Here is a 20,124-nt window from a genome sequence, read left to right on the forward strand (position 1 = left end):
TCGGCCACCTTCTGCCAGTTCGTCAGAATGCGGATCTCACGCTTGACCCCCGCCAGACCGATCATCGCGTCCAACTCGGCCAGCAGCACGTCCGCGGCGCCGCCGACCTTCTTCGGCGCGGGCGGCGCGGCCTTGGGCTCTGCGGGCGCCTGGCTGACGGGCTCGGCGGGCTTCTGGCTGACGGGCTCGGCCGGTTCCTTGCTCTTGGGCTCGGGCGACGCCTGCTTCTCGGCCTTGGCGGTCGCGGCGGCGAAATCGTAGTCGAGCAGGTCCGGCCTTCCGTTGCCGACGCTCGTCAGGTTGTCGATCTCCACGGTGGTCCCGAGGCAGGCGAGGATGCCGCGGCCCTGGTTGCCCGCCAGCGTGCAACCGCGGAGGGTGAGGTGGCCCCCCGGTTCCACGTTCACGCCGACGAGCTTGCTGCCGGTGATCGTCATCCCGTCCAGCAGGACGCGGGGATCGCCGCCCTTCAGCGTGACGCCGGACCCTCCCGCATCGGCGACCCGTCCCCGGACGACCGTGACGTCGGCCTTGTCGGAGAGGTAGAAGCCGTTGGTGGTGGCGCCGACGACCTCGCAGTCCTCCAGAAGCGCCCTGCCCTTCTGCACCACCGCGCCGATCCGCCGCGGCGAGGTCATCTTGATCCGCCGGGCGATCAGCGAGCCGCCGGTCGTCACCCACACCCCGTCGAACCCCGGGCGCACGAGCCGGCAGTCCTCCGCGAGCGCGACGCCCTTGGTCGTCACGAACAGGGACGCCTTCTCGGTCTCCTTGTCCGAGCCGTCGATCTCGCAGTCGCGGATCGTCGCTTCCGCACGGTCGTCGACCCTGATGCCCGCGTTGGCCGGGTTGCTGACCGTGCACCGCTCGATCAGCGGCTTGGCGCCCTCGGTCGCCCAGATGCCGTCCCCGCCCGCGTCCTTGACCTGGCACGACCGGAGAGTCACCGTACTGCCGCTGCGGAGCGCCACCGCGTTACCGCTCGTCCCGATGACGGAGGTGCCCTCCATGACCCCCGACGAGGCGCTGTACACGACCGCGCCGTCCTGGACCTCGCAGTCCCGCAAGGTGAGGTTCGCACCCTTCGACGCCCGCACGGCGAGGGAGCCCTTGGTCATGAACTCGCACCGCTCCGCCACGATGGTGCCTTGGGCGGCCTCCAGAGCCAGGCCCTTGTCACTCCAGTTCCGGACGATCAGGCCCTGCAACGTCACCTTGCCGGTGACCTCGATCGTGCCGACGGTGCGACCGTCCAGCGTCACCGAGCCGAGCCCCTCCACGGCCGTCATGACGAAGTCGCCCGTACTGCGGAACCCCGTGTTCGGATACGAACCCGGCTCGATCAGGATGTGGCGCCCGGGCGGTGCACCCGACGGCAGCGGCGCCTTCAGCGCTTCGAGTACCGTCCGATACGCCCCGGGAGAGGTCAGCGACACGACCAGACGATGCACCCCGAACCTCCTCATGAATCACCGCAATGGTGCCATGGCGAGGCCCGTTCCCGCTTCGGCAATCCTCGCCTCTGAACTGGACGCCGGCGACTCGCCATTGGTTCGGATCACGGGCCGAGCCGCTCGCGCCGGACGGCCGGCGCCCCCGCCGCTTTCGCGGCCCGGTAGGTTGCCCGCGTGGACATACGGGTCACCGGGATCGTCATCGAGGACGAGCGCATCCTGCTGCTCGACCAGGACACCGACACCGGACGGTCGTGGTCCTTGCCGGGCGGCAAGGTGGAGGCGTCCGAGCCGCTGGCCGAGGCGCTGGTCCGGGAGATGCGGGAGGAGACCGGCGCCGACGTCGAGGTCGGCCGACTGCTGTACGTATGCGACCACATCCGCGGTGACGTGCACATCCTGCACATCACCTTCGAGGCGCGTCGCACGGGTGGAACGGTCGGAGTCGTGCCCGGGACGGCGGACTCCCGTCCGATCCGCGGGGTCGAGTTCGTGCGCCTGGCCGACCTGGCGTCGCTCGGTTTCGGCGAGCGTTTCGCCGACCTCGCGAGGGCCGGGTTCCCCGGCGCCGGCTCCTACATGGGCGCCAAGAGCAACATCGGTCTGTGAGGCCCGAGCCTTGCCGGGAGCCCCGCGGCGACGGCAAAGGAACAATCTTGTACGAGTGTTGAGGGCGTCGGTAGGTTCGCCGGTGTGACAGGTGCACCGGAGGCCCCCGGACGGCTGGTCGGCGGGCGGTACCGGCTGATCGGGACGGTGGGACGAGGCGGGTTCGGGCTCGTCTGGAAGGCCCACGACACCGCGCTCGGGCTCGACGTGGCGGTCAAGGAGATGCGGCCGCCCGCCGCCGAGCTGACCGAACGGATCGCGCGCGCCACCCGCGAGGCGCGCAACGCCGCCCGGCTGCGCGACCATCCGAACATCGTCAGCGTGCACGACGTCGTGGTCGAGGACGGCCTCCCCTGGATCGTCATGCAGCTCGTCGACGGGCACTCGCTGCACGACCGGATCGCGCTGTCCGGACCCCTGCCGGTCGCCGCGGCCGCGCGCGTCGCCGCCGGCCTGCTGGACGCGCTGGACACGGCGCATCGCGTCGGGATCGTCCATCGGGACGTGAAACCGGCCAACGTGCTGCTCACCGGTGACGGGGACGCCGTCCTCACCGACTTCGGCATCGCGATCCACCACGCCGACACCACGCTCACCGCGACCGGCGCCTTCATCGGGTCGCTGGAGTACATGGCGCCGGAACGCATCGACGGGAACGACGACCCCGCTTCCGACCTGTTCTCCCTCGGCGCGACGCTCTACCACGCGGTGGAAGGCGTCTCCCCGTTCCGCCGTGACGCCACTTCCGCCACGCTCAAGGCCGTCATCAGCGACCCTCCGGCACCGCCGAGGCGCGCCGGGAAGCTCACCGGGCTCATCACCCGCCTCCTGTCCAAGGACCCGGCCGAGCGTCCGACGATCTCCGAGGCGCGCGTTCTGCTCGCACGCGCCGCCGGGCCGGAACGCCCGGGCCTCCGGGACTCGGGCCCGGCCGAGCGTCCGAAGGTCACCAAGGTCCGCCGGCCGCCCGCCGAAGCCGAAGCGAACGACGGCCGCACACGGGTCGGTGCCAAGACGTCGTGGTGGAGCCGGGCTTCGATCGTCCACCGGACGGCCGCGGTGGTCGCGGTGGCCGCCGCCCTGCTCGTCCTGGTCATGCTCATCGGCCGCCAGGCCTACGGGCGGCCGGCTTCCGATGCGACGATCGGCGACTGCGTGTACCTCTCCGGCTCCTCCGACTTCGCGTTCGGCACGAAGCAGGGGGACTGGTACCGGACGCCGTGCGGCCTTCGATTCGCCAAGGGCACGGCCTACAGGGTCGTCGGCCAGACCGCCGACGACCCCGACGACCCCGATCGGACGGATCCCACCCACGGCTGCAAGCACTACTCGGGCTGGAACAGCAGCGCGATGGTCAAGACGTTCCTCGGCGTCGACCCGCGGGGCCTCGCCAAGAACCTGTGTCTCGCGCCGCTCGACTGACCCGCCTAGCGGCGCACCTTGTACCTGAGGTGCAGGACCCGTTCGCCCTGGATGACCACGTGGGGGTCCTCCAGCAGGTGCTGCCGGTCGACGCCGCCGAAGAAGCGCTTGCCCGACCCGAACACCACCGGCACGACGTCCATCGCCACCTCGTCCACGAGACCGGCCGCGAGGATCTGGCCGCCCACGTCGCCGGCGTTCACGGCGACGGTGCGGTCCCCGGCCAGTTCCCGGGCCTTGCCGATCGCGGCCGTCACGTCGTCGACGAAGTGGTACGACGCCTCGGGGTGCCAGCCCTCGGGCTTGGGCCGGTGGGACACCACGACCACGTGGTCGCCCGCGGGCGGCCGGCCCTCCCAGCCGTTCACCAGGTCGAACAGGGTGCGGCCCATCACGATCGTGCCGATCTTCTCCCAGGTCGACCCGACGTACTCCGCCGACGCCTTCGAGACCCGGATGCCGCCTCCCGTCCCGGAGTGGTCGTACTCCTCGCCGCCGCCTCCGCCGATCGGGACGTCCCCGTCGAAGTACCAGTCGTGGAGCGTTCCGACCTCGTCGTTCTCGTCGGCGATGAAGCCGTCGACCGACATGACGCTGTGCATGATCACCGTGCTCACGGGTCCCCCTCGGTCTCCTTGCGTCCTCGCCCTCGATCTTGTCGTTCCCGGGAGGGGCCGGGCATGTAAGAAATCAATCGGCGGGCATCGGGCCGCTGTCCGGGGGGAACCCCGCCTCGGCGGGGAACCGGCGCCGCAGGGCCAGGTACTCCGTCGGGGTGTGGCCGGTGAAGTCCTTGAACTCCCTGCTGAAGTGGGCGTGGTCGAAGTAGCCCGCCATGTGGGCGAGATCCGACCAGTCGACCGGGCGCAGGGCGTCCACGGAAAGGATCAGCCGGGCGAAGCGGTAGATACGGGCCACTCGCTTCGGGGTGACCCCGACATGGGACTTGAACTGCACGGCCAGGTGATTGCCGCTCACCCCGGCGGCATCGGCCAGGGCGCCGACGGGGACGGCGCCGTGGGACGTCTCCAGACGCACGCCGGTGTGCCGGACCAGGCCGAGACCCCGCGCGGGCGCCTCGGCGAGGCGTGCCAGCAGCTCCTCCTCCACGATCCGCAGCGCCTCGGCGGCCGATGCGACCTCGCCGACCTGGTTGCGGATCCGGTCCAGCGACCGTTGCCAGACGGCGTCGACCGGAACCCACCGGTCTCGCAGTTCGGCCACCGGAATGTCGACGAACGGCGACAGGCCCCAAGGCTTGAAGTGCACTCCGACCAGCCGGACCCGCGTGGGGTACTCGACGAGGAAACGCCGGGTCCACAGCCCCATGAACCACCCGTCGGTGAACACCTCCGACGGAACCGAAGGGTCGGAATCCAGCAGGCGGGCCGGCTCGCCCAGGTTGATGAACAGGTGTGCGGACGGCATCGGCGGCACGTTCATCCGGCGGTGACGCGGCACGCCGGACAGGCAGTAGATGTCGTCGATGAACCGGTCGAGCGGCGGGGCGGGCACCCGGCCGAGGTATTCCATGGCCTCAGTGTGGCCGAGGAGGGCCCGCTTCGCGGAGGGACGGCGCGTCAGCGGGTACCGGCGCCGCCCGCGGCGGGGATCCGGTTCGCCTTCTCCAAGGTCAGCGAATCGACCAATGATGTAAATCCGACCTGGAGCCACAACAGTTCCGGGATGCTCGGACTCGGCGGCGACTTCGTGCCGGGCGCCTACCACTTCCTTCACGGCGGCAACGGCACCGCGCAAGCTCGCTACTTCCTCGACAAGGCCGGCGAGTTGTCCGGTGTCGCCGTCGCGCTCGACGTCGAAGCGTCCGGCGCCGACGCGCCCACCGACGAAGTGCCCATCCGCAGCCGGCGCGCCAGGCGCCTCACCGCGCCGAGAGCGGTACTAGGACGTTTGCTTGGCTTCTCGCCATTCGGGGGCGAGCACCGACCAGACTTCCATGTCCTGCCGTTCTCCGCGGTAGAGGTAGCTCTGCCGCAGGGTGCCCTCCTTCGTCATTCCGAGCCGCCTGGCGACGGCGATGCTGGGCTGGTTGGCGGTCGAGACGTGCCACTCCACGCGGTGGATGCCGCGCTCTTCGACGGCCCAGTCGATGATGGCGCGCACCGCCCTGGTGACCAGGCCCCTGCCCGCCGCCGACGGCTCCAGCCAGCAGCCGGCCTCGGCCGTGCCCTGCCCGACGTCCATCGTCACGAAGAGCACCCCGCCTACCAGCCGGCCCCCGGCCCAGATGCCGTAGATGCGTCCCTCGTCGGCTGCGGCTTTGTCGGCGTACCTCTGGAGGTGCGCGCGGCTGGAGTCCAGGTCCGTGACGCGGTCCGGAAGCCCGACGTACTGGCCGATGAACTCTCGTCCCCGGTCGATATGGGCCAGGAACTCCCCGGCCTGCCATGGTTCGAGCGGACGCAACTCCGCGCCGTCGTCACCAAGGGACACCGCGTACATCCTCGCCTCCACGGTCAGGACCAGCACAGACTGCGCTGGATCCTCTCATGGGAGCGGCGTCCGGCGCCGCGGAGCTCAGGGGCGCCAGGGCATGTGCTGGAGGGTCCAGGTGTTGCCGTCCGGGTCGGCGAAATGGGCGTAGAAGACGCCGCCCATGTCCTCGACCGGGGCCACGTCCGCGCCGCGCCCGATGAGGTCGGACCTGGCCTGCTCGATGTCGCTGACGACGAGGTGCAGGCCGCGCTGCGTCCCGACCGGCATGTCCATTCCCGGCAGGCCCTCCGTCAGCGCGATCGAGCAGGCCGAGCCGGGCGGCGTGAGCTGGACGTACCGGACGCCGTCCGCGGGGCGCACGTCGACGTCGGCGTTGAAGCCGAGACCGGTGTAGAAGTCCTTGGCCCGGTCGATGTCGCGGACGGGCACCGGGACGAGTTCGAGCAGGAACATCCCCGGGCGCACGGGCAGCACCGGGGTCTGGGACTCGGTCATGTGCGGTGTCCTTTCGAGAGCAGGTCGTCGAGTCGGTCGTAGGACTGGCCCGCGCCGCGTCTCATCGGGCTGCGGAGCACGCCGTCGCGTATCTCGCGGGTGGGGTAGCGAACGGTGACGGCCATGGCGGTGCGGCCGTCCCGCTCGTCGAAGACGGTGGTGACCAGAGCCTCGCCGGCCTCCCAGCCGTCGCGGACCTCGCTCTGCACCAGCCTCGCGGGCGCGTCCACCTCGAAGAAGACGCCGCCGTAGCCCATCTCGGCGCCGCCCGGGCCGCGGGAGACGAAACGCCAGGCGCCACCGGGGCGCAGGTCGATCTCGCAGACGGCGAGCCGCCAGCCGCGCGCGCCGTGCCACTGCCTGAGCAGTTCCGGACGGGTGAACGCGTCGAACACCCGGCGGCGGGGCGCGTCGAACGTCCTGCTGAGCAGGATCTCGGTACCGGACGGCGTGCTGACCGCGAGGCCCGCCCCGCGGGGCGGCCACGCCGTCACGATTCGTCCTGCTCTTCGAGCCTTGCGAGCAGCTCGTCGAGCCGCTGGTAGCTCTCCTCCCAGTACTCGCGGAAGTCGGCGAGCCAGTCCAGGGCCTCCCGGAGAGGACGGGCCTCGAGACTGCACGGCCGCCGCTGCGCGTCCCGGCCGCGCGAGACCAGGCCGGCGCGTTCCAGGACGCGCAGGTGCTTGGACACGGCGGGCTGGCTCATGGCGAACGGTGCCGCCAACTCGCCCACGGACGCGTCGCCCTGGGTGAGCCGGCTCAGGATCGCACGCCTCGTCGGATCGGCCAGAGCGGCGAACGTCGCGTCCAGGGTGGCGGTGTCCACAGAGAACCTCCGGTTATATAACCAGATGGTTTTCTATCCGTGGACGCCGCGGCCTGTCAAGTGAGGGGCCGTGTAAGGGGCATGCCCGCCGGGGGCGCCCACATGCCGGACGCCCCCGGTACGGTCGCTCAGAGGGTCTTGCGCGAGTCGGCGTCCTTGCGGTCGTGCTCCTCCTGCGAGTACGGGCGGGTCACCGGCATCGGCAGCTGGAAGCCCCTGATCCCGGGCAGCAGCTTGACGTTGGCCGGGAGCGTGCCGGGCCAGCTCTCCGACCACACGGACAGCGCGTTGTCGAGGTCGAGGAGCTCGTCGTAGCCGTGGTCGACGGCGCCGGCGAGCAGCAGCTCCGACGGCAGGTGCATCCCGCAGTACTTGGCCCACAGGTCGCGGCGCAGGCGGCGGACGAGGCCGGTGCCCGTGGCGTCCAGGACGGCGACGGACAGCTCGGTGTCGGTGTAGAGGCTGCGCCGCATCGCGTTCGCCGACCCCACGATGCAGAAGACGTCGTCGATGATCGTCACCTTGCAGTGCACGGTCGTGCCGGGCCAGCCGTACATCTCCAGGTTCTGCAGACCGCTGCGGCTGCCCAGCAGGAGCTGCGGGAGGCGCGGGACCAGGTGATGGTTGACCGCCTCGGGCATGTCCCCGCTCGGCGGGTCGGTGGGATCGCCGCCGTGCAGCAGGATCACCTTGAGGTCCGGTTTCGCCAGCATCCGGGCGTTGATCCAGCCCATGATCTCCTGGCTGCTGAAGGCCTGGTCGGCGATGAAGATGTACTTCTCGGCCTGGCCGATCGCCTTCTGCAGCGCCAGCTTGAACTCGAAGAGGCCGTCGGGCGCGAAGCTGATCGGTGCCTTCCTGAAGCCGACGCCGGCGGTGATGAGCGCGCGTACCACCGAGTTCTTGTCGTAGAGCCACTCAGGGCCGGACGAGGAGAACCGCATCTGCGGCACCGTCCGGAGCACCTGGACGTGGGCGCCGGTGCCGTTGCCGTCCGGCGGTTTCGGCGGGTCGGGGACCGGCGTGGCCGTCTTGAGCCGTGACTCGATCGGGTGGCGGTCGACCGTGAAGCTCTCGACGGGCAGCTTGAGGTTCTCGGCCCACATCTGCTGGAAGAAGCGGTGGACCGCGGCGGCCGCGGGCCCGGTGACCCGTACCGCGAGGTCGTGCCAGGCCGGGGACGTCCGGTCCATGGCGGGGTCGATGCCGCCCGTGAACGCGCGCGTGGACGTCTGGTCGCCGGCCACCACCAGCTTGCAGTGCACCGCGCCCAGCGGGTGCGCGGTCAGGTTGAGCATCACCTTGCCGGCGCCCTGCTCGCCGAAGCGGCTGCGCATCTCCGCGACGCTGAGCAGGGTCTGCGCGTTCACGATGCGGATCCCGCCGAGCCCGGGGACGTCGTACCGGGCGGCGAACGGCGACACCCAGGCGAGGATCCGCACGTCGACGCCGGATTTGTGGAGTTCCTCCAGGTGCCGGGAGAGCAGTGTGCCGCTCGGGAGCGTCAGCGGCGGGTACTCCGCGCCGACCCGCACCGGCCGGGCGTAGTCCTTCAGGACCGGGAACTGCTGGAGGACGGCGTTGCCGAGCTCTCCGAACGGCTGGATCTCGGTGTCGGGCGGCAGGTGGGCCAGGCCGAGCCACCATGCCGTCAGGTAGAGGTACCGGCCGTTCGCGGTGGACCTGCGCAACGCCTCGATCTCGTCTTCCAGCGCCTTGAAGTACGCCACCCCGTTGACGAAGTGGTCGACCGCGTTTCCGGACAGGTCGCTGAGGAAGTTCTGCTGCGGCGCGTGCTCCCCGTCACCCCAATTCGTCCGGTCGGTCTCGCGCACCAGGTACTTGCCGATCAGAGCCTGCGGTTTCGATGAAGGATTCATCCGAGCCCCCTTCTCCCCGGTCCCCTCCGAGGAAGAGCCCTGACGCTAAGGCCGCGGAACCATCCGCCAGAATGCGCGAAAGGGTGACATCAACGCACAAGACTGACCGAAATTGGACAGGTATCCGCACGCCTGCCGGTGACTTTTCCGGCAGGTCATCGCCCCAGGAGCGCGAGCGCCTCGCCGTGCACGCCCGGGCCGCGCCCCGGCCCCGCCGGATCAGGGGGTGGTGAGGGTGGACATGGCGCGGTCGGGTTCCCAGTGGGCGCGCAGAGATGTGATCTTGCCGGTGGCGTCCACCGTGTAGATGAGGACGCAGTCGATGGTCATCGCGGCGCCGTCGGGGGTCGTGGTCGTGATCGTCGCGACGTTGGCGCAGCAGGGGCCGTTGGCGAAGGAGTCGGCGACGCGGAAGCGGAAGGCGGCGATCGTCGAGATGAAGGAGTCCCAGAAGTTCTCGATGCCGTCCGGGCCGCGGTGGCCGGCGCCCTCCGGGTCGAGGAAGGACGGGCCGACCGGGTCCTCGATGAGGGCGTCCGGGGTGAACAGGGCCAGCCAGTCGTCCTTGCGGCCCTCGGCGACGGCGGTCATGGAGGCGCGGGCGGCGCGGCGGGCCGGGTGGTCGGCGTCGGGGGCGTCCCAGGCGATGGCATCCACTGTAACGTGTTCTCGTTTCAGGGGGCGGTGGCGGCGATGACGGTCTCGGCGAACCGTTCGAGGTGCTCGATCTTCTTGTCCAGCGGCTCGGTGTCGGGCCCCTTGGCGTAGGGCATCCGGAAGCCGACGATCACGTCGGTGACGCCCTTGTCCTCCAGCCGCCGCACCCCGTCGGGCGTGTAGGCGTCCATCGAGATCACGTGCACCTCGAAGGGGTCGCCGGCCTTGCCCTCCGCCTCGCGGATGCGCCCCAGCCGGGCGAGCAGGTCGTCCAGGTCGTCGCCGCCGCCCGCGTGCATCCAGCCGTCGCCGCGCACGACGGCGCGGCGCAGCGCGGCCTCGCTGTGCCCGCCGACCAGGATCGGGAAGGGCTGCGCCGGGCAGATCTTGAGCGCCGGGACGTCGAAGTGCTCGCCGTGGTACTCGAAGTACCCGCCGCGGCTGAGCCCCCGCACGATGTCGATGGCCTCGTCCATCCGCTTCCCGCGCCGCTCCCACGGGACGCCCATCACCTCGAAGTCCTCGCGCCACGGGCTGAGCCCGACGCCGAGGCCGAGCCGCCCGCCGGTCAGGCACGCGATCGACGTCGCCTGCTTGGCCACCAGGACGGGGGGACGCACCGGCAGTTTCAGCACGAACGGCGTGAACCGCAGGCGTGTGGTCACCGCGCCCATGGCCGCGATCAGCGTGAACGTCTCGATGAAGGGCTTGTCCTCCAGGAAGTCCCGGTTCCCGTCCGCGGTGTACGGATACACCGAGTCCGACTCCTTCGGGTACACCAGCGAGTCGGCGACCGACATGCTCGTGTACCCGGCCTCCTCGGCGGCCCTGGCCAGCGGCAGGTAGAACGACGGATCGGTCATGGCCTCGGCGTAGGTGAACCTCATGCCGGAAATACTAGAACGTGTTCCACTTCGGTGCCAGGGGCGCCGCGCTGTTGCCCGGGGGTGCGGGGGGTGGTTCGGTGGGGGCATGGAGCGCAGGATCGCGATCGTCACCGGAGGGACGTCCGGGATCGGCAAGGAGATCGCGCGCGGGCTGGCCCGGGCCGGGCTGCTGGTGGGGATCGTCTGCCGGAACGAGCTGCGCGCCGCCGCGACGGTGGAGGAGCTGACGGCGGACGTGCCGGGCGCGCGGGTCGAGACGTTCATCGGGGACCTGTCGGTGCAGATGGACGTCCGGCGGGTCGCGGCGTCGCTGGAGGAGCGGTTCGACCGGCTGGACGTGCTGGTCGACAACGCGGGCGTGTACCTGCTGCGGGCCAAGGTCAGCGCGGACGGGTACGACCGCGTGGTCGCGACGAACCATCTGGGGCCGTTCCTGCTGACGAACCTGCTGCTCGGGCTGCTGGAGAAGGGCGCGCCGTCGCGGGTCGTGATCATGGCGTCGGAGGCGCACCGGTTCTCGGACCGGATCGACGTCGAGCGGATGGCCGAGCCCGGTTCGTACGGGCCGGCCGGGGCGCTGCGCGTGTACGGGCGGTCGAAGCTGCTCAACATCCTGTTCGCGCAGGAACTGGCCAGGCGGATGGAGGGCAGCGGGGTCACGGCGAACGCGGTCTGCCCCGGCTTCGTCGCGACGAGCCTGGGCAGGGACGTCCGCGGGACCGAGCGCGCCCTGGCCCTGTTCTCGCACACCCCGATGATGCGGACGCCTGCGCAGGGGGCGCGGATGGCCCTGCGGCTCGCGCTGGACGAGGAGTTCGAGGGCCGCAGCGGCGGTTACTACAGCTCGACGCCGGGCGCCGGGATGCTGCCGACGGTGGAGGCCCTGAAGGATCCGGAACTGCGGCGTGCGGTGTGGGACCGTTCTGTTCGTCTTGTGGGGCTTCCCGCCCTATAGGGTCAGGGTGCGTGAGCCAACCGTACGGACCGCCGGACCGGCCGGGCGCCTGGAGCGGCCCGCCGCAGCCGGGCCCGCCGCCGAGCCCGCAGCCGCCCCGTCCCGCCCAGCAGCCGCAACCGCCCGGCCCGCAGTCGCGGGAGCGGCCGTCCGCGTTCAAGGACTTCTTCAACGGCGTGGGCTACCTGTTCCGCGGCATCGGGTGGGCGGCGCGGCATCCGGCCCAGTGGCTGTTCGGGCTGATCCCCGCGCTGATCGTCCTGGCGGTGTACGTCGCGGCGCTGGTCTTCCTGGCGTACCGGATCGACGACCTGGCCGGATGGGTGACGGGGTTCGCCGACGGCTGGTCGGACGCGGCGCGGACGTCGGTGCGGGTCGTGGCCGGGATCGCGCTGTACGGGTCGGCCCTGTTCCTGGCGATCATCACGTTCACGGCGGTGACGCTGCTGGTGGGCGACCCGTTCTACGAGGCCATCGCGGTCCGGGTGGAGGAGTCGCAGGGCGGCGCGCCGCCGGAGCCGGACGTCCCGCTGCTGGTCCAGATCGGGCGGGCCCTCAAGGACGCGCTGATCCTCGGGGCCGTGGCGCTGGTGTTCGCGATCGTGTTCTTCGCCTGCGGGTTCCTGCCGGTGGTGGGGCAGACGGTCGTGCCGGTGGTCGCGGCGCTCGTGTCGGGCTACTTCCTCGCGGGCGAGCTGACGTCGATCGCGCTGGAGCGGCGCGGGCTGCGGCGCCGGGACCGGTTCGCGCGGCTGAGGAAGCACCGCCCGCTCGCCGTCGGGTTCGGCGCGGCGACCTTTGTGGTGTTTCTCATCCCCCTGGGCGCGGTGCTCGCGATGCCCGGCGCGGTGGCCGGCGGGACGCTGCTGGCACGGGAACGCCTGGCCGACGAGCCGCCGGCCGAGGCGGGCCTGACGAGTCCCGGTTGATGAGGTGCGGGACGCCGCCACCGAGGCGATGAGAAGATGTGTCCTGAGCGTGATGACCGGCCGGAACGGCACGAGTGATCTTGGCGTAACGTGTGCCGCATGTCCGATCAGGGGGAGCGCAGTGTGCGCTGGACCGAAATGAGCGAGAGCGAGCCGCGGGACGGCGCGGACGGCGCGACCGGGCCGCAGGCGGCCTTCCCCGAGCCGAAGGTGCCGGAGGTGCCGGTGCCCCCGCCGACGGGCCGCACCGACTTCTCGTCCGGCGAGGGCGCCGGGACGCACGACGTCTGGGGCAAGGTCGAGACCCGGCGTCCGGAGCCCGCGGCGAGCGAGGAGCCCGACCCCGAGGACGTCAAGGTCGCGCCCGTGGCCGAGGAGGCGCCCCAGTGGGAGGGGTCGCTCTTCGAGGAGGGCGACGACGACGGCGGCGGCGACGACAAGTACGTCCCGGCCGTCCCGACCGGGTCCGGGCAGCCGGCCAAGCCCGGCAAGCCGAGCAGCGGCAACTGGCAGATGCCCGACTGGATGGCGGACGAGAGCGCCGCGGACGCCAAGCTCGGCGGCTCGCCGAAGCCGCAGCGCGACGTCCTGGACGGGGGCGGCGGCCGCTCCCGGCTCGTGCTGTTCGGCGGGATCGGACTGCTGGTGGTCGCGCTGCTCGCGGCCGGCGGCGTGTACTTCATGAAGAGCGGCGGCGACGAGCCCGCCGACACCTCCGACACGTCCGGCAACGCCGACCGGCGGGCCGCGGCGGAGCAGTCCGAGGCCGCGCCTGTGGACATGCCGCCTGACAAGCGCCTCGCGACGTTCCCCGGGAAGCCGAGCCGCATGCTCGGGCGGGTCAACGACGTCCACTCCGGGCTGTCGTACCCGCGGCTGGCGGCTCCCTGGCAGGTGCCCACGAAGAAGAACAAGCTGGGCACGCCCGGGTGGTCGGGGCAGCAGATCCTCCTGACCGAGCGCCACGCGGGACGGTACTGGTACGGGCAGCTCCTCACCGGCACGCTGATCCCGACCTTGCAGAGCTCCTACCAGGGGCCGGACAGCGTGAAGACCGTCGCCGGGCTGGCCGCGAAGGGCTACGAGGCGCAGTACTACGCGTTCCCCCACAAGACGGCGCCGCTGGCGTCGCAGGCGCTGAACGTCGACGGGCACAAGGGCTGGCTGGTCGCCTCGTACCTCACCTACAAGCGGTCCGGGGTGCGCGCGACGGGTGAGATCGTCGCCTTGGCGGTGGTCGACACCGGCCGGAAGGCGCCCGCGGTGGTGTTCGCGTCGATGCCGAACACGAACCGCAAGCAGTGGCGGGACGTCAACCAGTTCCTCGGGCAGCTCAAGATCGCCTCCTGACCGTCCCCTCCTGACAGCCGAATCGCGTTCTAATACGCTGGGGCCACCCCTGAGAAAGGTGTGGCCATGGCCATCGGGCTGACCGAGGAACACGAGGCGCTGGCGGCGTCGGTGCGCGGCTTCGCCGAGCGGGCCGTCACGCGGGAGGCCGTCCGGAACGCCGACACGGGCTTCTGGTCCGCACTCGCCGAGCAGGGGCTGCTCGGCCTGCACCTGCCCGAGGACGCAGGCGGCGAGGGCTTCGGCATCCTGGAGCAGGCCGTCGCTCTGGAGGAGCTGGGCCGGGCGCTCGTTCCCGGCCCGTACGCGCCGACCGTGCTCGCGTCCGCGATCCTGCACGCTGCCGGTGCCGAGGTGGGCGGGCTCGTCACGGGAGACCGCAAGGCCGCGATCGGTCTCTCGGGCGGCCTCGGCATCGACGGCTCCACCGTCTCCGGGACGGTTCGGCCGGTGCTGGGCGCGCCCCTGGCCGACGTCTTCGTGCTCCCGGCCGGTGACCGCTGGGCCGTCCTACGGCGGGGCGACGTCACCGCCGAGCCGCTGGAGTCGCTCGACATCACCCGTCCGGTGGGAGCGGTCACGGTCGAGAACGTGTCCCTGCCAGACGACTGCATCATCAGCGGCGTGGACGTGCGCGCGCTCGCCGCCGTCCTCCTAGGGGCCGAGGCGTGCGGCGTGGCAGGACGTGCCTTGGACGACGCCGTCGCGTACGCGAAGCTGCGCGAGCAGTTCGGCCGTCCGATCGGGCAGTTCCAAGGCGTCAAGCACAAGTGCGCGCGGATGCTCATCGCCGTCGAGCGCGCCAGGGCGGCGGTATGGGACGCCGCGCGCGCTCTGGACGAGCCAGAGGAGCAGCGCGCCTACGCCGTCGGAGTAGCAGCCGCCCTGGCAGCGGACGCCGCCGTCACCTGCACCGAAGGCAACATCCAGGTCCATGGGGGCATCGGCTACACCTTTGAGCACGATGCCCACCTTCTCTACCGGCGGGCCCTCACTCTGCGCGCGCTCCTGGGACGGGCGAGCGCGCACCGCGCGAACGTCGCCGCGCTCGCGGTCGGGGGCGTCCGCCGCCCGATGAGCATCGAGCTGGCCGAGGACGCGGCGCCGGTCCGCGAGGAGATCCGGGCACGCGTCGCCGAGCTCGCCGCGATGGAACCGCTCGAACAGCGCGCCGCGATGGCCGAGGGCGGCTGGGTGACGCCGCACCTGCCGAAGCCGTGGGGACGCGACGCCGGGCCCCTCGAACAGATCGTGATCCAGCAGGAGCTCAGGGCGGCGAAGGTGCGCCCGGTGCCGCTGATGATCGCGGCATGGGTCGTCCCGTCGCTGGTCCGGTACGGGACGCCCGAGCAGCAGGAGCGGTTCCTGCCGCCGACGCTGCGCGGTGAGATCATCTGGTGCCAGCTGTTCTCCGAGCCGGGCGCGGGCTCCGACCTCGCCGGGCTGCGGACCCGCGCCGAGCGCGCGGAGGGCGGCTGGACGATCACCGGGCAGAAGATCTGGACGTCGCTGGCCCGCGAGGCGCGGTGGGCGATCTGCGTCGCGCGCACCGATCCGGACCGTCGCAAGCACGACGGGATCACCTACTTCCTCGTCGACATGGCCTCGCCCGGCATCGAGGTCCGCCCGCTGCGCGAGTGCACCGGCGACGCCGTGTTCAACGAGGTGTTCCTCGACGGGGTGTTCGTGCCGGACGACCTCGTCGTCGGCCCGGTCAACGAGGGCTGGCGGGTGGCCCGCACGACGCTGGCGAACGAGCGGGTCGGCCTGACGAGCAGCTTCCAGCTCGGCGGCGACCTGCCCAAGCTGCTCGACCTCGCGGCGGAGCTCGGCCTGGACGCCGATCCCCTCGTCCGCGACGGGATCGGGCGGCTGGCCTGCGACGAGCACGCGTTCGCCCTGCTCGGGCTGCGCGCCACGCTCAAGCGGCTGTCGGGCACCGACCCGGGCGCGACGGCGAACGTCCGCAAGCTGGTGGCGATGGAGCACGGCCAGCAGGTCACCGAGTTCGGGTTCACGCTGCTCGGCGAGGAGGGCGCCCTGACGGGCGGGCGCCGCGACCCCCTGCGCGCCCGCTGGACCCGCTACCTGCTCGCCTCCCGGGCGATGACGATCGGCGGCGGCACCACCGAGGTCAACCTGAACGTGATCGGCGAGCGGATCCTCGGCCTGCCCCGCGACCCCGAGCCGGTCGGGTAGCGTCCAGGCTCACATGCGGGAGCGGACTGCTTGACCGACCGGACGCGGCACCTGGTGGCCGCCCTGACCGGCCTCGGGCTCGGGCTCGCGGCACTCGGGCCGGGGCTCGCGCCCGGCTTCGTGCTGTCCTACGACATGGTGTTCGTGCCCGACCCGGCGTTCACCCGCCTGACGTTCGGGCTGACCGGTGTCGTGCCCCGGCATGTGCCGAGCGACGCGTTCGTCACCGCGCTCGCCGCGGTCGTCCCGGCGGACGCGGTGCAGAAGCTCGTCCTGCTGGCGGTCTTCGTGATGGCGTGCACGTCGGCGGCGTCGCTGGTGCCGTCGCCCCGGCTGCTGCCGCGCCTGGCCGCCGGGGTCTGCTACGCGTGGAACCCGTTCGTCGCCGAACGGTTGCTGCTCGGGCAGTGGGCGCTCCTCCTCGGCTACGCGGCCCTGCCCTGGGTGGTGGCCGCGGCCGCGCGGACGGGCGAACCCGGCGGCGGCCGCCGCCTCGTCCGCGCCCTGCTCCCCGCCGCGATCGGCGGTTTCGCGGCCCTGGCGGTCTCCGCCATGACGGCCCTGGCCGTCGCCCTCGTGACCGCGTCGGGTGCCGGACGCTATCGCGCCGGCCTGCGGGTCGTGGCGGCCGCGGGCGTGCTCAGCCTGCCCTGGCTGGTGCCGGGGGCGCTGCGCCCCGCGGGCCTGCCGGGGGACGGGACGGCCGTCGACCTGTTCGCGGCCAGGGCGGACACCCCGTTCGGGACGCTCGGCAGCCTGCTCCTGCTCGGCGGGGTGTGGAACGCCGAGACGGTCCCGAGCGGCTACGGGGCGCCGGTCGTCGCGACGATCTGGCTGGTCGTGGTGGTGGTCGCGCTGGCCGCCTACGGAAGATGGTGCCGCGAGCCGGTCTGGCGGCGGGGCGCTGCCGTCGCGGCGGCGGCCGGGTTCGCCGTCGCGGCTCTGGGAGCGATGGCGGCGCGCGTCCTCGAAGGGGTCATCGACCTCTGGGCGGGGTTCGCCGTCCTCCGGGACGGGCAGCAGTTCGTCGCGCCGCTCGCCGTCGTGGTCGCCGTGGGGCTGGGGGTGGCCGCCGACCGGGCGGCCGAGGCCCGGTGGCCGGGAGTGGCCGCCGCCGCGGTGGCGGCCCCGGTCCTCCTGCTGCCGACGCTGGCATGGGGTGCGGCGGGCGACTTGCGGTCCGTCCGATACCCGGACGACTGGGCACGCGCACGGCAGATCATCGACGCCGACCCCGCCCCCGGAGACGTTCTGGTCCTTCCCTGGGCGTCCTACCGGAGCTACCCGTGGAACGGCGGCCGCCGGGTTCTCGACCCGATGCCCCGCTATCTGCACCGCCGCGTCGTCGTGGACGACGCCGTCACCGTGGGCGGCACCACCGTCGCGCCCGAGGACCCCAGGGCCGTCAAGCTCGCGCCCGTCGCACGGACCGGAACACCGCCGGCGGCGACGCTGCGTGACGAGGGCGTACGGTACGTCGTCGTGGACGCGGAGCCGGGCGCCAACCGCCCCTCCGGCGTGGCCGCGGAGGTGCTGCGCGGCCCTGACCTGGTCGTCTACCGGATCGACGGGGCCGCGGGCGGGGTCCGGGACGCGGTGCCGGTGGCGCCCGTGGTGGCCGCGTGGGTGCTGACGGGTCTCGCCGTTTTCTGGTCAATCACGGCCTCAAGGACTACTCTGAGCTTCCCGTTACTCGGCGGTATCACGCCCCGCAGACCCCACCCCCGACGAAGGACCCCCTGATGCGCATCGCCATCGCCGCAATCGTCGGCGTCCTGCTGGCCTCCGGAGCGTCGTTCGGCGCCGTCCAGCTCGCAAGCGCCTCCCAGAAGGACCCCGTCATCAAGCCGCTGTACAACTACGGCTCCCGGTGACGTGTAGGCCCTGATGGGGACCAGGCGTGACCGGCCCGCACTTCTGGAGATCGTCGTTCCCGCCTTCAACGAGGCCGACCGGCTTCCGGCGGGGCTCGATCTGCTGTGCGCCAAGCTCGCGGGGCTTGCGGGGCTCGATGGGCGGGCCGAGGTCATCGTCGTCGACAACGCCAGCACCGACGGGACGGCCGGCATCGTCGAGTCCTGGGACGGGCCGGTCCCCGTCCGGCTGGTGCGCTGCGAGCGCCGGGGAAAGGGAGCGGCGGTCCGCGCCGGACTGCTCGCGACGAAAGCCCCTTACGTGGGCTTCATGGACGCCGATATGGCAACAGACCTCGCCGCGCTGGACGAAGCCATCGTCCTGCTGCGCGAGGGCCGCCCGGTCGTGGTCGGGTCAAGGCGCCACGGTCGGTCGGTCGTCCAGGGGTACGCGCTGCCCGTCAGGCGCCTCGGCGCCATCACCTTCAACCGGATCGTCCGCGACCTCGTGGGCGGCATCCCCGACACCCAATGCGGGTTCAAGTTCTTCTACGGCCCGCTGGGACGGGCCGCCGCAGCGGACCTGCACACGGCGGGCTTCTCGTTCGACGTCGAACTCCTCGCCCACTGCGTGCGGCGCGGAGCGTCCGTGACGGACATCCCGGTGGTCTGGCGCGACCGTCCGGGGTCGACGTTCTCGGTCCGGCGGCATTCTCTGCAATGCCTGCTCGACCTGGCCCGGATCCGCGCGCGCGCCGGAGTCCGGTTGCCCGTCATCCCGGTGAAGCCGAACCTTCCGGTGGTGCCGCTGCGGGCGGTGTTCGGTGAGCCGAGCACGGTGCCGGTCGTCCTGTCGGAGCCCATCGCCCTGGCGGGTCCGGTCGGCCTGTCGGGTTCGGTCGGTCTGTCGAACGCGGCCGCACTGGCAGAGAACGTTCACACGTCGCGCGCGAAGACGGGATGAGCGAGAACCTGCGGCTGGCGGTCGTCAACTGGCGGGATCCCTGGCATCCCTCCGCAGGCGGCGCCGAACGCTACGCCTGGGAACTCGCACGCAGGTTCGCCGGTGAAGGCACCCGCGTCCACTACGTGACGAGCAGAGCGCCGGGACAGAAACGCAGGGAACGCGTCGAGGACGTGGAGTTCGTGCGTCTCGGCGGTCGTTTCACCGTCTACCCCCTCGTCCTGCTGTGGATGCTGGGGTTTCGCCTCAGACGGCGACGCTTCGACGCGATCGTCGACTGCCAGAACGGGATCCCTTTCTTCACGCCGTGGGTCATGCCGCGCCGTGTCCCGGTGTTCTGCGTCATCCACCATGTGCACGACGCCCAGTTCGGCCTGTACTTCCCCAGATGGCTCGCGTGGGTCGGCCAAGTCCTGGAGGGGCCGGTGAGCCGCTGGACGTACCGGCGGCATGCGTTCGTGGTCGTCTCGCCGTCCACAAAACGCGCCGTCAGGGAACGCCTGGGCTGGACTGGCCCGACCCACGTCGTCCCCAACGGAACGGTGGTCGCCGAACCCGACGGCGCGGTCACGGAACCCGCCGGAGAGCCCGATCTCGTCTGCGTGACCCGGCTCGTGCCGCACAAACGACTCCCTCTGCTCCTCGACCTTGCCGGCGACCTTGCCGAGACCCATCCCGGGGTGAAGCTTCACATCATCGGGGACGGCCCAGAGGCGGGCGCTCTCGCAGCCGAAATCAGAACCCGCGGCCTGGAGAAGGTCGTCATCGCGCACGGTTACGTCCCCGAGAACGTGAAGTCGGCCCTGGTCGCCCGCGCCGACCTCCACCTCAGCACGTCCCAGGGGGAGGGCTGGGGCCTCAGCGTCATCGAGGCCGCCGCGCTCGGCGTCCCGACCGTCGCGCACGACGTGGACGGCCTGCGCGACGCCGTCCGCGACGGGGCCACCGGATGGCTCGTCCGCGAGGGCGACGACCAGGCCGACATTGTCCGGCGCGCCCTCAAGGACCTGGGAGAACGCGCGGAGCGTGATCGCGTCACCACGGAATGTCAGAGGTGGGCGGCAGAGTTCGACTGGGCGCGCACCGCCGCGCTGATGCGGGAGCTCGTCGTCTCCGCCGTCCGGGCCGGCCCGGACGGCGCGCAGGGCGGGCGAAGGTACGGTGACGGACACCCCGGCTGACGCCCG

At 71.8% G+C, this 20,124-nt stretch carries 20 protein-coding genes and 1 pseudogene; 11 read left to right on the forward strand and 10 right to left on the reverse strand.

Features of this window, described 5'->3' with window-relative positions:
- Positions 1-1,451 (reverse strand): right-handed parallel beta-helix repeat-containing protein (locus AB0C84_RS35400; protein ID WP_361074824.1); only part of this gene is annotated, 1,451 nt, incomplete at its 3' end.
- Between the two features lie 177 nt (positions 1,452-1,628).
- Here AB0C84_RS35400 and AB0C84_RS35405 point away from each other — a divergent pair.
- Together AB0C84_RS35405 and AB0C84_RS35410 are read left to right on the forward strand one after the other, a co-directional pair.
- On the forward strand, positions 1,629-2,063 hold the full coding sequence (locus tag AB0C84_RS35405) for an NUDIX hydrolase (protein ID WP_258945724.1): 435 nt from the start codon (positions 1,629-1,631) through the stop codon (positions 2,061-2,063).
- 84 nt (positions 2,064-2,147) lie between these two features.
- Positions 2,148-3,485, forward strand: a complete 1,338-nt coding sequence (locus AB0C84_RS35410) for a serine/threonine-protein kinase (protein WP_361074826.1) — start codon at positions 2,148-2,150, stop codon at positions 3,483-3,485.
- 5 nt (positions 3,486-3,490) lie between these two features.
- On the opposite strand, the gene AB0C84_RS35415 is transcribed toward AB0C84_RS35410, so the two are convergent.
- Positions 3,491-4,102: a dihydrofolate reductase family protein gene (locus AB0C84_RS35415; RefSeq protein ID WP_361074828.1), complete on the reverse strand. Its 612-nt coding sequence runs from the start codon at positions 4,100-4,102 to the stop codon at positions 3,491-3,493.
- Between the two features lie 73 nt (positions 4,103-4,175).
- On the reverse strand, positions 4,176-5,018 hold the full coding sequence (locus AB0C84_RS35420) for a helix-turn-helix domain-containing protein (protein ID WP_361074830.1): 843 nt from the start codon (positions 5,016-5,018) through the stop codon (positions 4,176-4,178).
- 9 nt (positions 5,019-5,027) lie between these two features.
- On the opposite strand from AB0C84_RS35420, the pseudogene AB0C84_RS35425 reads away from it, so the two are divergent.
- Positions 5,028-5,306 (forward strand): annotated as a pseudogene (locus AB0C84_RS35425) (GH25 family lysozyme); the annotation flags it as partial.
- 81 nt (positions 5,307-5,387) lie between these two features.
- Here the strand turns inward: AB0C84_RS35425 and AB0C84_RS35430 are convergent.
- The 7 genes from AB0C84_RS35430 to AB0C84_RS35460 all read right to left on the reverse strand — a co-directional run bounded on the left by AB0C84_RS35430 (position 5,388) and on the right by AB0C84_RS35460 (position 10,687).
- A complete protein-coding gene (locus AB0C84_RS35430; RefSeq protein WP_361074905.1) occupies positions 5,388-5,948 on the reverse strand; it encodes a GNAT family protein in 561 nt (186 codons plus the stop codon).
- Between the two features lie 75 nt (positions 5,949-6,023).
- Positions 6,024-6,437 (reverse strand): VOC family protein, encoded by a 414-nt coding sequence (locus AB0C84_RS35435; RefSeq protein WP_361074832.1) that lies wholly within the window; start codon positions 6,435-6,437, stop codon positions 6,024-6,026.
- Complete coding sequence (locus AB0C84_RS35440; RefSeq protein WP_179846231.1) at positions 6,434-6,931, reverse strand: SRPBCC family protein; 498 nt, start codon at positions 6,929-6,931, stop codon at positions 6,434-6,436. Before AB0C84_RS35440 ends, AB0C84_RS35435 begins: the two co-directional genes overlap by 4 nt.
- Positions 6,928-7,263 (reverse strand): metalloregulator ArsR/SmtB family transcription factor, encoded by a 336-nt coding sequence (locus AB0C84_RS35445; RefSeq protein ID WP_361074834.1) that lies wholly within the window; start codon positions 7,261-7,263, stop codon positions 6,928-6,930. The genes AB0C84_RS35440 and AB0C84_RS35445 overlap by 4 nt, the downstream gene beginning before the upstream one ends.
- 128 nt (positions 7,264-7,391) lie before the next feature.
- Positions 7,392-9,143, reverse strand: a complete 1,752-nt coding sequence (locus AB0C84_RS35450) for a phospholipase D family protein (protein WP_361074836.1) — start codon at positions 9,141-9,143, stop codon at positions 7,392-7,394.
- A gap of 219 nt (positions 9,144-9,362) precedes the next feature.
- Positions 9,363-9,800, reverse strand: coding sequence for a nuclear transport factor 2 family protein (locus AB0C84_RS35455; protein WP_361074838.1), 438 nt, complete (start codon positions 9,798-9,800; stop codon positions 9,363-9,365).
- Positions 9,801-9,817: 17 nt separating this feature from the next.
- Positions 9,818-10,687, reverse strand: a complete 870-nt coding sequence (locus AB0C84_RS35460; protein WP_361074840.1) for a TIGR03619 family F420-dependent LLM class oxidoreductase — start codon at positions 10,685-10,687, stop codon at positions 9,818-9,820.
- Between the two features lie 85 nt (positions 10,688-10,772).
- Between AB0C84_RS35460 and AB0C84_RS35465 the strand changes: the two genes are divergently transcribed.
- The 8 genes from AB0C84_RS35465 to AB0C84_RS35500 all read left to right on the forward strand — a co-directional run bounded on the left by AB0C84_RS35465 (position 10,773) and on the right by AB0C84_RS35500 (position 20,118).
- Complete coding sequence (locus AB0C84_RS35465; RefSeq protein ID WP_339155340.1) at positions 10,773-11,642, forward strand: SDR family NAD(P)-dependent oxidoreductase; 870 nt, start codon at positions 10,773-10,775, stop codon at positions 11,640-11,642.
- Positions 11,643-11,653: 11 nt separating this feature from the next.
- The gene (locus AB0C84_RS35470) at positions 11,654-12,571 is read left to right on the forward strand and encodes an EI24 domain-containing protein (RefSeq protein WP_361074842.1); all 918 of its coding nucleotides are present in this window, start codon (positions 11,654-11,656) and stop codon (positions 12,569-12,571) included.
- A gap of 99 nt (positions 12,572-12,670) precedes the next feature.
- Complete coding sequence (locus AB0C84_RS35475; RefSeq protein ID WP_361074844.1) at positions 12,671-13,921, forward strand: hypothetical protein; 1,251 nt, start codon at positions 12,671-12,673, stop codon at positions 13,919-13,921.
- Between the two features lie 66 nt (positions 13,922-13,987).
- A complete protein-coding gene (locus AB0C84_RS35480; RefSeq protein ID WP_361074846.1) occupies positions 13,988-16,120 on the forward strand; it encodes an acyl-CoA dehydrogenase in 2,133 nt (710 codons plus the stop codon).
- A gap of 30 nt (positions 16,121-16,150) precedes the next feature.
- Positions 16,151-17,863, forward strand: a complete 1,713-nt coding sequence (locus tag AB0C84_RS35485) for a hypothetical protein (protein ID WP_361074848.1) — start codon at positions 16,151-16,153, stop codon at positions 17,861-17,863.
- Positions 17,863-17,994: a hypothetical protein gene (locus tag AB0C84_RS35490; RefSeq protein ID WP_258942032.1), complete on the forward strand. Its 132-nt coding sequence runs from the start codon at positions 17,863-17,865 to the stop codon at positions 17,992-17,994. The genes AB0C84_RS35485 and AB0C84_RS35490 overlap by 1 nt, the downstream gene beginning before the upstream one ends.
- Before the next feature lie 13 nt (positions 17,995-18,007).
- Complete coding sequence (locus AB0C84_RS35495) at positions 18,008-18,937, forward strand: glycosyltransferase (RefSeq protein WP_361074850.1); 930 nt, start codon at positions 18,008-18,010, stop codon at positions 18,935-18,937.
- Entirely contained in the window at positions 18,934-20,118 is a 1,185-nt protein-coding gene (locus AB0C84_RS35500; RefSeq protein ID WP_361074852.1) for a glycosyltransferase family 4 protein, read from the forward strand. The genes AB0C84_RS35495 and AB0C84_RS35500 overlap by 4 nt, the downstream gene beginning before the upstream one ends.
- The last annotated feature ends 6 nt before the right edge of the window (positions 20,119-20,124 follow it).

It is taken from the genome of Actinomadura sp. NPDC048955 (assembly GCF_040649435.1).
In the GTDB taxonomy this organism is placed as follows: domain Bacteria; phylum Actinomycetota; class Actinomycetes; order Streptosporangiales; family Streptosporangiaceae; genus Spirillospora; species Spirillospora luteofluorescens.